This is a genomic window from Pseudomonas sp. ICMP22404 (genome assembly GCF_006227205.1).
GTDB lineage: Bacteria > Pseudomonadota > Gammaproteobacteria > Pseudomonadales > Pseudomonadaceae > Aquipseudomonas.
Genome location: NZ_VCNG01000008.1, coordinates 98,634 through 110,576, shown reverse-complemented (window position 1 = coordinate 110,576; position 11,943 = coordinate 98,634). Strand labels below are relative to the sequence as shown.

11 protein-coding genes are annotated in these 11,943 nt (G+C 60.4%); 7 read left to right on the top strand and 4 right to left on the bottom strand.

From position 1 onward, the window contains the following. The first annotated feature begins 46 nt into the window (after positions 1–46). Positions 47–709 (top strand): GMP/IMP nucleotidase, encoded by a 663-nt coding sequence (gene yrfG, locus FGE05_RS15615; RefSeq protein ID WP_139646299.1) that lies wholly within the window; start codon positions 47–49, stop codon positions 707–709. Positions 710–821: 112 nt separating this feature from the next. Here the strand turns inward: yrfG and lysM are convergent, their stop codons facing one another. Then, positions 822–1,271 (bottom strand): peptidoglycan-binding protein LysM, encoded by a 450-nt coding sequence (gene lysM / locus FGE05_RS15610; RefSeq protein WP_139646297.1) that lies wholly within the window; start codon positions 1,269–1,271, stop codon positions 822–824. A gap of 136 nt (positions 1,272–1,407) precedes the next feature. Here lysM and FGE05_RS15605 point away from each other — a divergent pair, with 136 nt between their 5' ends. The 4 genes from FGE05_RS15605 to FGE05_RS15590 all read left to right on the top strand — a co-directional run bounded on the left by FGE05_RS15605 (position 1,408) and on the right by FGE05_RS15590 (position 6,262). Beyond that, a complete protein-coding gene (locus FGE05_RS15605; RefSeq protein ID WP_139646295.1) occupies positions 1,408–2,295 on the top strand; it encodes a LysR family transcriptional regulator in 888 nt (295 codons plus the stop codon). A gap of 92 nt (positions 2,296–2,387) precedes the next feature. After that, on the top strand, positions 2,388–3,227 hold the full coding sequence (gene fdhD / locus FGE05_RS15600) for a formate dehydrogenase accessory sulfurtransferase FdhD (protein ID WP_139646293.1): 840 nt from the start codon (positions 2,388–2,390) through the stop codon (positions 3,225–3,227). After that, the gene (locus FGE05_RS15595; RefSeq protein WP_139646291.1) at positions 3,224–5,575 is read left to right on the top strand and encodes an FdhF/YdeP family oxidoreductase; all 2,352 of its coding nucleotides are present in this window, start codon (positions 3,224–3,226) and stop codon (positions 5,573–5,575) included. The genes fdhD and FGE05_RS15595 overlap by 4 nt, the downstream gene beginning before the upstream one ends. A 210-nt stretch (positions 5,576–5,785) precedes the next feature. Further along, positions 5,786–6,262 (top strand): glycine zipper domain-containing protein, encoded by a 477-nt coding sequence (locus tag FGE05_RS15590; RefSeq protein WP_041024668.1) that lies wholly within the window; start codon positions 5,786–5,788, stop codon positions 6,260–6,262. 66 nt (positions 6,263–6,328) lie between these two features. On the opposite strand, the gene FGE05_RS15585 is transcribed toward FGE05_RS15590, so the two are convergent. Together FGE05_RS15585 and FGE05_RS15580 are read right to left on the bottom strand one after the other, a co-directional pair. Then, positions 6,329–6,748 (bottom strand): thioesterase family protein, encoded by a 420-nt coding sequence (locus FGE05_RS15585; RefSeq protein ID WP_139646289.1) that lies wholly within the window; start codon positions 6,746–6,748, stop codon positions 6,329–6,331. A gap of 46 nt (positions 6,749–6,794) precedes the next feature. Continuing rightward, positions 6,795–8,012 (bottom strand): 3-hydroxyacyl-CoA dehydrogenase, encoded by a 1,218-nt coding sequence (locus FGE05_RS15580; protein ID WP_139646287.1) that lies wholly within the window; start codon positions 8,010–8,012, stop codon positions 6,795–6,797. Positions 8,013–8,308: 296 nt separating this feature from the next. Here FGE05_RS15580 and FGE05_RS15575 point away from each other — a divergent pair, with 296 nt between their 5' ends. Together FGE05_RS15575 and FGE05_RS15570 are read left to right on the top strand one after the other, a co-directional pair. Next, positions 8,309–9,373 carry a S8 family peptidase gene (locus tag FGE05_RS15575; RefSeq protein ID WP_139646285.1) on the top strand — a complete coding sequence of 355 codons (1,065 nt, stop codon included), beginning with the start codon at positions 8,309–8,311 and terminating at the stop codon, positions 9,371–9,373. 460 nt (positions 9,374–9,833) lie between these two features. Next, positions 9,834–10,100 (top strand): hypothetical protein, encoded by a 267-nt coding sequence (locus FGE05_RS15570; RefSeq protein WP_041024665.1) that lies wholly within the window; start codon positions 9,834–9,836, stop codon positions 10,098–10,100. A 176-nt stretch (positions 10,101–10,276) separates the two neighbouring features. On the opposite strand, the gene FGE05_RS15565 is transcribed toward FGE05_RS15570, so the two are convergent. Continuing rightward, positions 10,277–11,821, bottom strand: a complete 1,545-nt coding sequence (locus FGE05_RS15565; protein WP_139646283.1) for a phosphoenolpyruvate carboxykinase — start codon at positions 11,819–11,821, stop codon at positions 10,277–10,279. Between the last annotated feature and the right edge of the window lie 122 nt (positions 11,822–11,943).

The following is an 11,943-nucleotide window of genomic DNA, read 5'->3' as shown; positions in this document are numbered from 1 at the left end:
TTCTGATTGTTTATGGCGGATATCCGATTACCGCTGGAGAAGTTTTATGGCCTTGCTGCCCTGGCACGAGATCGACACGGTGCTGCTGGACATGGACGGCACCTTGCTGGACCTGCATTACGACAACCATTTCTGGATGGAACACCTGCCCCAGCGCTACGCCGAACTGCATGGCGTGAGCCGGGCCATGGCCGAGATGGAACTGCAACCGCTGTTCGAACGCAACGCCGGCCAGTTGCAATGGTACTGCCTGGATTTCTGGAGCACAGAGCTGAAGCTACCGGTGCGCGAACTGAAACTGGAAACCGCGCACCTGATCGCCTTGCGCCCGGATGCCGATACCTTCCTGGCGGCGATCCAGCGAGCTGGCAAGCGCGTGGTAATGATCACCAATGCCCACCGCGACTCGTTGTCACTGAAGCTGGAACGCATCGAGCTTGCCCCTTATTTCGAGCGCTTGATCAGCTCCCACGACTACGGCTTCCCCAAGGAAAACCCGCAATTCTGGGACGCACTGAAAGCCGACCTGGACTTCGATCCGGCTCGCAGCCTGTTCATCGACGACACCTTGCCGGTATTGCGCAGTGCCCGGGATTTCGGTGTGGCACACCTGCTGGCTGTCAGCGAACCGGACAGCCGCAAGGGACCGAAGGATACGGGGGAGTTCGAGGCGCTGAGGGACTATCGGGATCTCACTGCCGGGCTTTGAATCCGCTGCCGCCATCGCGAGCAGGCTCGCTCCCACAATGGATCCTCGGTTTCCAGCGATCCCCGTGGTGAGAGCGAGCCTGCTCGCGATAGGGGGCTATACGGTCCTGGATCTACTCAGGAATGCGCAACGACTGCCCCGGATAGATCCTGTCCGGGTTCTTGAGCATCGGTTTGTTGGCCTCGAAGATTTTCATGTACTTGTTCGCATCGCCATAGACACGCTTGGCAATCGCACTCAAGGTGTCGCCTTTTTCGACCATCACGAATCTGGCCTCCTTCGCGACCGGACCGGTTACCGTGATCTGGTCATCGACACCGCTGATACCGGCCACATTACCCAACGCCAACAGGATCTTTTCCTTCTCTTCCTGACTCGCGGCTTCACCCGTGGCTACGACTTTTTCGCCCTCGACCTTCACCTGGATCTTCGAAGTATCAATGCCTGTCAGCGCGTCCTGCACGTGCCGGGTCAGCGCCTCACCATTGGCCTGGGCCTTGTCGGGCGTCAACGCATCGAGAATTTTTTCACCGGCATCTTTGAAAAAACTGAAAAGGCTCATCGTATTCTCTCCCTGGGTTTGAATGTCCAGACGTAACAGCCTAGACCCGAACGAGACGAACCTCGTTTCCGGCCGACCAATGACCATGCCACGCGCAAGCGCTAGAATTCGAATCTCCCCGCGCCCTGGAGCGAAGATGGACATCAAGCAGCTGAAATTTCTCATCGCGCTGGACGAAACCCGCCACTTCGGCCAAGCCGCCGCACGCTGTCACATCACCCAACCCACCTTGTCGATGCGCCTGCGCAGCCTCGAAGAGGAACTTGACCTGCCGCTGGTCAATCGCGGCCAACGCTTCGAGGGCTTCACCGCGCCAGGGGAACGGGTGCTGGCCTGGGCGCGCACGGTTCTGGCGGCTTATGACGGCTTGCAGGCCGAAGCGGCAGCCTGCCGTGGCAATCTGGTCGGCACCTTGCGCCTGGGCGTGGTACCGCTGTCCGACTTCGACCCATTGTCGATGATGCAACGCCTGCACGCCGAGCACCCGGATCTGCATTTCGAACTATCGTCCCTGAGCTCCGAACAGATCCTCGAACAACTGGCAAACAACCGCATCGACCTGGGCGTTTCCTATCTCGAACGCCTGGACAATGAACGCTTCGAATCCCTGTCGTTCAGTCCTACCCGCATGGGCCTGCTCTACGACCAGCGCTATTTCTTTTTCGGTGAACAACCACTCACCTGGCAAGCACTGATCGAGTTGCCCTTGGGCATGCTCACCAGCGGCATGCATTTTCGCCAGTCCATCGATCACAACTTCCACATCCGCGGCCTCGCACCCCGTCCGGTGTTGCAAACCGACGCGGTGCACCAGCTCCTGCAAGCCGTACACGGAGGGCTGTGTTGCGCGGTGATGCCGCTGAACAGCGGCCTGGACGTGCTGACCGAAGACCTGCGCATGCAACCCATCGTCGATGCGCAAACCCTGGTTCCGCTGGGGCTCATCATGCGCCGCGGCGCCCCGCGCTCGGCGCTGGCGGAAGCCTGCTTCGCGCTCTATCAGAAATCAACAGTTACATCTTGATCGACGTCATCTATCGATAGATCGGTAATAGCGATTAGACGTGGCAGATTGCCGCATTTAGTCTTATCACTATTCGAATCGTCGGTGATGCCATGAAAGCCAAGCCTCCGGCCTGTCCGGTGCCCGCCGCGCAAACGCCCGCGCCCAGCGCCAGCCAGAGCTATCACTACTGCAGTCTGGATCACTCCCAAACGGACAGCACAGCGCTGGCCGAGGAAGTGGCGCTGGCGATCGCCTATAACGGCATCAGTCAGGCCGTCATGCTGGTCACCCCAACCGATCTTGAGGATTTCATCATCGGTTTCAGCCTGGGCAGCGGCATCATCGAGAACCCGTCGGACATCTATGACCTGCAACTGAGCGGCACCGGCTCGGCACAATATGCCCAGGTCACCATCGCCAACCGCGCCTTCTGGAACCTCAAGCAACAACGTCGGCAACTGGCCGGTACCAGTGGTTGCGGCCTCTGCGGCGTGGAAGCCGTGGAGCAAGCGTTGCCGGACCTGAAAGTATTGCCCGGCGCACCGCTGCCACCCGCGCAATGGCTCGATGGCCTGCGCCAGCGCATTGGCCAATTCCAGCCCCTGGGCCAGCACTGCGGCGCCGTCCATGCCGCGCTGTTCATGAATGGCCAAGGCGAATTGCTACTGGGCCGCGAAGACATCGGCCGCCACAACGCTCTCGACAAACTGATCGGCGCCTTGGTCCGGCAACAGATTCCGGTGGTCGATGGCGTGGCGATCGTCACCAGTCGCTGCAGCCTCGAACTGATCCAGAAGGTGTTGCGGGCCGGCATCCAGACGCTGGTAAGCCTGTCGTCGCCCACCGGGCTTGCCGTGCAGTGGGCCCGTAAACACAACCTCAATCTCATCCACCTGCCGCAAAAAAGTGCGCCGCGGGTCTACAGCCCTGCGATGGAGAAACACGCGTGAGCAAGCATCAACAAGCCGACCAGAAACCCGTACCGCGCTATAAGCCCTACAAAGGCCCGGCCGGTGGTTGGGGCGCGCTGATCAGCGTTACCCAGGCCTGGCTGACCAGCGATAACGCGCTGAAAAACATCCGCATGATGCTCAAGACCAACCAGAACGGCGGCTTCGACTGCCCGGGCTGTGCCTGGGGCGACTCGCCGGAAAGCGGCATGGTCAAGTTCTGCGAGAACGGCGCCAAGGCCGTGAACTGGGAAGCCACCAAACGCCGTGTCGATGAGGCATTTTTCGCCCGGCACAGCGTTACTTCACTGCTGGAGCAGAGCGACTACTGGCTCGAATACCAGGGCCGCCTGACGGAGCCGATGAGCTACGACGCCGAAACCGATCGCTACAAGCCCATCAGCTGGGAAGCGGCGTTTGCCCTCATCGCCAAGCACTTGCAGGGGCTGTCCAGCCCGAACCAGGCCGAGTTCTACACCTCCGGCCGGGCCAGCAATGAAGCGGCGTACCTGTACCAATTGTTCGTGCGCGCTTTCGGCACCAACAACTTCCCTGACTGCTCGAACATGTGCCACGAAGCCAGCGGTGTGGCGCTGTCCCAGAGCGTCGGCGTGGGCAAAGGCACGGTGACCTTCGACGACTTCGAGCACTCCGATGCGATTTTCGTCTGGGGTCAGAACCCGGGGACCAACCACCCCAGGATGCTCGAACCGCTGCGCGAAGCAGTGAAGCGCGGTGCCCAGGTGGTGTGCATCAACCCACTCAAGGAGCGTGGCCTGGAGCGTTTCCAGCATCCGCAGAACCCGTTCGAGATGCTCACCAACGGCAACAAGCCCACCAACACCGCGTTTTTCCGACCAGCCCTGGGCGGCGACATGGCCATCTTGCGCGGCATGGCGAAATTCCTGCTGCAATGGGAACGCGAAGCGCAAAACACCGGCGCTCCCGCCGTGTTCGACCACGCATTCCTCAACGAGCACAGCATCAACGTACTGGACTATCTGGCGGTGGTCGACGATACCTCGTGGGAGCAGATCGTCGAACAGTCGGGCCTGGCCCTGGTGGAGATCGAGCAGGCGGCGCGCATGTACGCCAACAGCAAGAACGTGATCATGTGCTGGGCGATGGGCATCACCCAACATCGCCACTCGGTGGCAACCATCCAGGAAATTGCCAACCTGATGATGCTGCGCGGCAACATCGGCCGGCCGGGCGCTGGCCTGTGCCCGGTTCGGGGCCACAGCAACGTGCAGGGCGACCGGACCATGGGTATCAATGAGCGCCCACCGGCAGCGTTCCTCGACGCCTTGGAGCGACGCTTCCAGTTCAAGGTGCCACGGGAGGATGGTCACAACGTGGTCGAGGCAATCCACGCCATGGCCGACGGCCGGGCGAAAGTGTTCATCGGTCTGGGCGGCAACTTCGCCCAGGCCACCCCGGACAGTCACCGGACTTTCCAGGCCTTGAGCAACTGCGACCTGACCGTACAGATCAGCACCAAGCTCAACCGCAGCCACCTGGCCCACGGGAAGGAAGCCTTGATCCTGCCGTGCCTGGGTCGCACCGACATCGACCGGCAAGCCGCCGGCTCGCAAGCGGTTACCGTGGAAGACTCTTTCAGCATGGTCCACGCCTCCAACGGGCAATTGGAACCCCTGTCGAACCAGATGCGTTCCGAGCCCTGGATCATTGCCGGCATGGCCGCCGCCACCCTGGGTGGTGGCCACCCGGTGGACTGGAGCTGGCTGGTGGCCGACTACAGCCGCATCCGCGACCTGATCGCCGACACCATTCCAGGCTTCCGGGATTTCAACGAGAAGCTGCACAACCCCGGCGGCTTCTACCTGGGCAACAGCGCCAGCGCACGTCGCTGGAATACCCCGTCGGGCCGCGCCAACTTCAAGCCCAACCGATTGCCGGCGGATCTGGTGCATGAGCGCACCCGTGCAACCGGTCAGGTGCCGGACCTGATCCTGCAGTCCATGCGCTCCCACGACCAGTACAACACCACCATCTACGGCCTCAATGACCGTTATCGTGGCGTGAAAGGCCAGCGTGACGTGCTGTTCGTCAATGAAGCCGACATCATTCGCCTGGGCTTCAAGCCAGGACAGAAGGCCGATATCGTCTCGCTCTGGGATGACGGTCGTGAGCGGCGGGTCAAGGGTTTTACCTTGCTGGCATTCGACATCCCTGCCGGGCAAGCGGCCGCCTACTACCCTGAGGTGAATCCATTGGTACCGCTGGAAAGCACTGGCGACGACAGCGACACGCCAACCTCGAAGTTCGTGGCGATCCGCCTGGAAGCGGCAAGCGAGAATGGATTGATCCTGGCCAAGTCGGCCTGACCCCTTCTTTTCATCCGCCCACAAAAAAGGCCGTTTTCCATAGAAAACGGCCTGTCTGAAGTAGTTACAGACCGGTGCAAATACATTAAGTTCCGACGGAAAAACAATAACTTAGAGAATTGTGCACAAGTCGTGTTACTCGTCGGATTTCGATTGTCACCAAGCGAAGCCAGCCTCAGGATCGCGCCGTCATCCCTTTGAGGCTCCTCTATGAAGTTCTCCTCCATTCTCTTGTTGTCCCTTGGCCTGATCAGTGGCGTCGCGTCTGCCGGCGGCACCGCCGAAGCAGGCGTCGGCGGCGCATTGGGCGGGGTTTTGGGTTCGGTCGTCGGCCAGTCCCTGGGCGGCAATACCGGTTCGACCATCGGTGCGGCCCTGGGCGGCGCGGGCGGTAGTGCCGTCGGCGCAGACAAGCACAGCCGTGGCGAAGCAGCGATCGGCGGCGCGCTGGGTGCAGCCGGCGGTAACGTGGTCGGACGTAGCGTGGGTGGCAGCACCGGCAGCCTGATCGGTGCAGCAGCAGGCGGTGGCGCCGGCGGCGCACTGGGGAACTACATGGGCAAGGACGATGATGATGATCGTCGCTATGAAGGTCGCCGTGGAGACCGCCGCTACTACCGTGACGGCCATCCGGGTCGCGGCCATGCCTACGGGCATCGCAAGCATCACCGCTACTACCGCGACTGATAGCTGACTGATACCAGCCGTTGAAAATCGCAGCCTACCGCTCGCCGGAGGCTGCGATTTTTCGTTTCAAACCGCCAACCGCTCCAGGGCCGCACGCAACCGATCCGGAATCGCCACCGGCCGATTCGACGCCCGATCCACGAACACGTGGACAAAGCGTCCCGCTGCGCAGGCCTCTTCCTCGCCCGCCTTGAACACAGCCAGTTCATATTGCACCGAACTGCTGCCTAACTTTCCGACCCGCAGGCCCACTTCAATGCGCTCGGGGAATGCGATGGACGCAAAGTAGTCACAGGCCGAACTCACCACAAACGCCACGACCTCCCCACCCTGGATATCCAGGCCGCCGACCTCGATCAGGTAGGTGTTCACCGCCGTATCGAAGAAGCTGTAGTAGGTGACATTGTTGACGTGACCGTACAGGTCGTTGTCATGCCAACGCGTGGTGATGGCTTGCAGGTATGGGTATTCGGTACGTAGGGGCATCGATTGTCCTTGAGGGTGGGGGGCCAGTGAACTTCGCAGGACGCGGCTACAGCTGCGCGAATCCCTTGCCTTGGGCCGCCAGCTCCCCGATCAGACGCGCAGGTCGCCACTGGTCTCCCTGCTTCGTTTCGAGCGCCAGCAGTCGCGCGTGGATATCTTCAAGTCCTTGCTGGTCGGCCCAGGCCATCGGACCACCTTTGTCCGCCGGAAAACCATAGCCGTTGAGGTACACCAGGTCGATGTCGTGGGCCGACCCGGCAATGCCTTCCTGCAGGATCTTCGCACCCTCGTTGACCAATGCCAGCAGGCAACGCTCGAGAATTTCCCCGCTGTCGATCTCCCGACGCTGAAAACCCAGTTCCTCACTGACTTTCAGCACCAACGCATCGACCTCTACGTCATGCTCGGCCTGTCGGCTGCCGGGTTCGTAATGATAATACCCGTTGCCGCTTTTCTGGCCGAACCGCCCGAGCTCGCACAAGCGGTTGTCCACCTGCACTTCGGGGGCATCCTGGCCTTTGCCCGCCAGTTCCCGTGCACGCCACTCCAGGTCGATCCCGACCACGTCGTACATACGGAATGGCCCCATGGCGAAGCCGAAACCCTGCAACGCCGCATCGATCTGATGGGGAAACGCGCCCTCCAGCAACATCTTGCGGGCCTCCAGCACATAGGGGTGAAGCATCCGGTTGCCGATGAATCCATGGCAATTGCCCGACACCACACTGACCTTGCCCATGCGCCTGCCCAGTGTCAGGGCTGCGTCCAGCACCGCCCTGGAGGTCTGCGCGCCGCGAACGATTTCCAGCAGTTTCATGATGTGCGCCGGACTGAAGAAATGCAGGCCCAGGACCTGGCTTGGCCGGCGCGTGGCGGCGGCAATGGCATCGATGTCCAGGGCCGACGTGTTGCTCGCCAGAATGGCCTCGGGTTTGAGCAGGCCATCCAGCTCCCTGAAGATCTGCTGCTTGAGTTCAAGGTTCTCGTACACCGCCTCGATCACCAGGTCCACGTCCCGGATCGCCGCGTAGTCGCCTGCCCTGGTCACCCTGGCAATCCGCGCATCGGCTTCACCCTGGTCGATACGGCCCTGGCGCACGCCATGGGCATAGGTCTCGGCCACGGCCGCCAGCGCCTGTTCCAGCATCTGCGGGTTGTTGTCGACCCACCGCACCATCACTCCGGCATTGGCCAGGCACATCACGATGCCCCGTCCCATGGTGCCTGCACCGATCACGGCGGCGTGCTCAATCGTCTGGCTCATGTCTGTTCTCTCGTCGGCGATAGACAGCCTTCACCTTAGTCAGCCACTGGCCGTTTTTGAAATTTATTCGTGTGATAAGCGGCATTCAGCGGATGGATGCAGATCACAGGTGTCTCTTGCGGATGTTGCCCTTGATACAGCCACGGCTGCCCTTTCCTTTGCCATGAGGTGATACAAATCCGGGCACTTTGATGCCTCGTTCCGGCACCGCTCGCAGGTTAAGGTGCACCGTCAATTCACCCGCGACATCGGGCCAGGAGGCCCGCTGCTCAAGCGCTCCGTTCAAGGACCGAACCATGCCACACCCGTTTTCCGCGCTACGCGTCCTGGCGATCATGTCAGCGTCATTGCTGGTCGGCTGTCTGACCATTCCTGAACAATCCGGTGTGGAACCGGCCGTGTTCGAAACCCCCGAGTATCTTGCGCAACAAGGCCTGTCCGTCGTAAAGGCTTCGGCTCTGTATGCACGTGGCGGCACCGGCCAGGACGTGACCGTGGCGCTGATCGACTCGGGACTCAACGCCCATTTGCAAGAGTTCGAGGGCAGGTTGAATGACCCCGGATACGACTATGTCGAAGACCGTCCTGGTACGGTTGATCGCGTTGGCCACGGTACCCAGATGGCGGGCATCCTCGCCGCCAACAAGGACAATCAGGGTATGCACGGGATCGCCTTCAACGCCCGGCTGATCCCCTTCCGCTTTGGCGACGACAACGAGCCGTTTTTCTTCGACAGCGAAATTGCCCGATCCTGGCAAAGTGGCTTCGACAAGGGCGCCCGCCTGTTCAACAACTCGTGGGCCAACGCCATCCCCGCCACCGAAATCACCGAATCACGTTACAAACAGGTAATGCCTGACTCATTGGGCGTTGCTCGAAAGCTGGTATCGGAAGGCGCCGTGTTTGTCTTTCCGACCGGTAATGAACTCAAGCGCGAACCCTTGGCCGAACCAGGCTTGCCAGCGGCATTACCTGAGTTGGAAAAGGGTTGGATCGCGGTCGTCGCACTGAAGAGCGACGGCAGCGCCATCAATGGCAAATCCAATTATTGCGGGGTCGCGGCAGCCTGGTGCATCGCCGTTCCCGGTGGGGACGCAGGTGCTCAGGCAGGCCTGCTCACCGTCGCCAAGGATGGACGTTACGTACACACCGCCGGTACATCCCCGGCTGCAGCGTTAGTCACGGGCGCATTGGCTGCGCTGCAAAGCCGTTATCCACAACTCAATCCGCAGCAGGTACGCGAGCACCTGCTGGCGACGAGCAATCGCACGGGTATCTACGCCAACAGCGAGGCCTATGGTCGAGGGTTGATGGACCTTGAAGCGGCTTCTCTACGCGTACCTGAATCAATGGTTGATTGATAAACTTCAAAGGGAAAAAACCATGTCGCACAAACTGACCCTCCTCCTCATCACCGCAACCCTGCTGCTGGGCGGATGCATGAGAGTCCCCGAAATACCGCCATTGCTTGCCGCCTGTAAAACCCCACCCCTAACGCCTGCGACTTCTTCATTGATGGGCTGACCCAGCACAGCGACACGTTTCGCTCAGTGAATACCTGATAAGGCTGTGATCAATGACGGCCTTATCAGAAGCAGCCTACCGCCTCTTGAGCAGTGCCTACAGCGCATGTGTAGGACCTCACGGAGAATGACGCGGAAAACCGGGAAGCCAGCAAGCATCAGGAATAAGACGCTCATCCGAGCGTCAGACGCTGGTAAACGTCCTACGCAACCTGTCCCTCCCGGCCATATTGCGGTCCTCGAATAGAGCTCTCTATAGTCCACGGCGCGATTCAAAAGCCGTACCGAAGAGGCTCAAATGCAAATACCCAACCCGCCTGTCGAGCAATACCAGCGGCTCAACAGCACACCTGTGCTGGTCATCGACACCGAGGCCGATCTCCAGCACCTCTGCGACGCCGCCGCCCAACGAATCCAAGCCTCCAGCAACCTGCTCGAAACCCTGCATTGCCTTTGTTTCGAGCATGCCGATGTAAAGGACATTCCCAGCATTGTCCATGCGCTTTATCTATTGGTTCAGGACGGCAGCGAACTGCTGGAGGTTGTACGGCAGCGATTGCGCTAGTCATCAGAGCTTGTAGGGTCGTTAGACGGCCAAGTAGCAATATTCTGGCTGTTCCTTCTCAATCAGGCGGAAAAATTCCAGCCCTCAGCCAAAGCGGACGTGCGCGAGGGATGGACACGAATAACCGCCCAAAAAAAACCGCCCCGAAGGGCGGCTTTCTATTCGCGGACCAAACCTTACAACTGCGGACCAGCAGCCTTGATCGCGTCGCTCACTTCGAACTTCTTGAAGTTTTCGGTGAACAGGCCAGCCAAAGCCTTGGCGGCTTCATCATAGGCAGCCTTGTCGGCCCAGGTGTTGCGTGGATTCAACAGGCCGGTCTCGACGCCTGGAACGGCCAACGGCACGTCCAGATTGATGATGTCCAGGTGTTCGGTTTCAGCACCAATCAGCGCACCGCTCTGGATCGCAGCGATCACCGCACGGGTGGTCGGGATGTTGAAGCGCTTGCCGACACCGTAGCCACCGCCGGTCCAGCCGGTGTTGACCAGGTAGACCTTGGAGCCGAAGCCACGGATACGCTTGATCAGCAATTCCGCGTACTCACCGGCCGGGCGCGGGAAGAACGGAGCGCCGAAGCAGGTGGAGAAGGTCGACTTGATGCCGCTGCCCGAACCCATTTCGGTCGAGCCTACCAATGCGGTGTAACCCGACAGGAAGTGGTAAGCAGCTTGTTCTTCGCTGAGGATCGACACCGGTGGCAGTACGCCGGTCAGGTCGCAGGTCAGGAAGATCACGGCGTTAGGCTCGCCACCGAGGTTTTTCGGTGCGCGCTTTTCAATCAGTTCGCGCGGGTAGGCGGCGCGGCTGTTCTGGGTCAGGCTGTCGTCGGCGTAGTCGGCTTTCTTCGTGACCGGGTCCAGGACGACGTTTTCCAGTACGGCGCCGTGCTGAATGGCTTTCCAGATCACCGGCTCGTTCTTCTCGGACAGGTCGATGCACTTGGCATAGCAACCGCCTTCGATGTTGAAGACCACACCCACGCCCCAGCCGTGCTCGTCGTCGCCGATCAGGTAGCGGCTTTCGTCGGCGGACAGGGTGGTCTTGCCGGTGCCCGACAGACCGAAGAACAGGGTCACATCACCCTCTTCGCCCATGTTCGCGGCGCAGTGCATAGGCAGTACGTCAACAGCCGGCAGCAAGAAGTTCTGTACGGAGAACAGGGCCTTCTTCATTTCACCGGCGTAGCGCATGCCAGCGATGAGAACTTTCTTGGCCGCGAAGTTGATGATCACGGTACCGTCGGAGTTGGTGCCGTCACGCGCAGGCTCGCAAACGAAGTTCGGCGCGTTGAGGATCTGCCATTCATCCTTGCCGCCGGCGTTGTACTGCTCGGGGTTGATGAACAGGCAACGACCGAACAGGTTGTGCCAGGCAGTCTCGGTGGTCATCTTGACCGGGAGGTAGTGCGCAGGATCGGAACCTACATGCACGTGGGACACGAAACGCTCACGCTCGCCCAGGTAGGCTTCAACACGGTTCCACAGGGCATCGAACTTGTCGGCCGGGAACTTGCGGTTGATCGGGCCCCAGGCGATGGCGTTCTGGGTGCTCGGTTCTTCTACGATGAAACGGTCGGCTGGCGAGCGACCGGTACGATGACCGGTACGAACAACCAGCGCGCCAGTATCGGCAAGCTCGCCTTCACCGCGATTCAGGGCTTCTTTGACCAGATCATCAACACTCAGATCGGTGTACACGGCGTTATTGGCTTGCGTCATGTGGTTCCCCATCGGCCCTTGGCCGAGTGCTCCAAACGTTTTGTAGTAGGAAGTCGCGCACTACTACCCGAAAAAAGTGGGCCGGATTATGCCAGAAAAGCCCAAAAAGAGTAGGGCCCTCC

Coding starts and splice junctions, on each gene's coding strand:
- FGE05_RS15565 (WP_139646283.1), bottom strand. CDS start 11,821: ATGACGCAAGCCAATAACGCCGTGTACACCGATCTGAGTGTTGATGAT.
- lysM (WP_139646297.1), bottom strand. CDS start 1,271: ATGAGCCTTTTCAGTTTTTTCAAAGATGCCGGTGAAAAAATTCTCGAT.
- FGE05_RS15605 (WP_139646295.1), top strand. CDS start 1,408: ATGGACATCAAGCAGCTGAAATTTCTCATCGCGCTGGACGAAACCCGC.
- FGE05_RS15580 (WP_139646287.1), bottom strand. CDS start 8,012: ATGAGCCAGACGATTGAGCACGCCGCCGTGATCGGTGCAGGCACCATG.
- FGE05_RS15590 (WP_041024668.1), top strand. CDS start 5,786: ATGAAGTTCTCCTCCATTCTCTTGTTGTCCCTTGGCCTGATCAGTGGC.
- fdhD (WP_139646293.1), top strand. CDS start 2,388: ATGAAAGCCAAGCCTCCGGCCTGTCCGGTGCCCGCCGCGCAAACGCCC.
- FGE05_RS15570 (WP_041024665.1), top strand. CDS start 9,834: ATGCAAATACCCAACCCGCCTGTCGAGCAATACCAGCGGCTCAACAGC.
- FGE05_RS15585 (WP_139646289.1), bottom strand. CDS start 6,748: ATGCCCCTACGTACCGAATACCCATACCTGCAAGCCATCACCACGCGT.
- yrfG (WP_139646299.1), top strand. CDS start 47: ATGGCCTTGCTGCCCTGGCACGAGATCGACACGGTGCTGCTGGACATG.
- FGE05_RS15575 (WP_139646285.1), top strand. CDS start 8,309: ATGCCACACCCGTTTTCCGCGCTACGCGTCCTGGCGATCATGTCAGCG.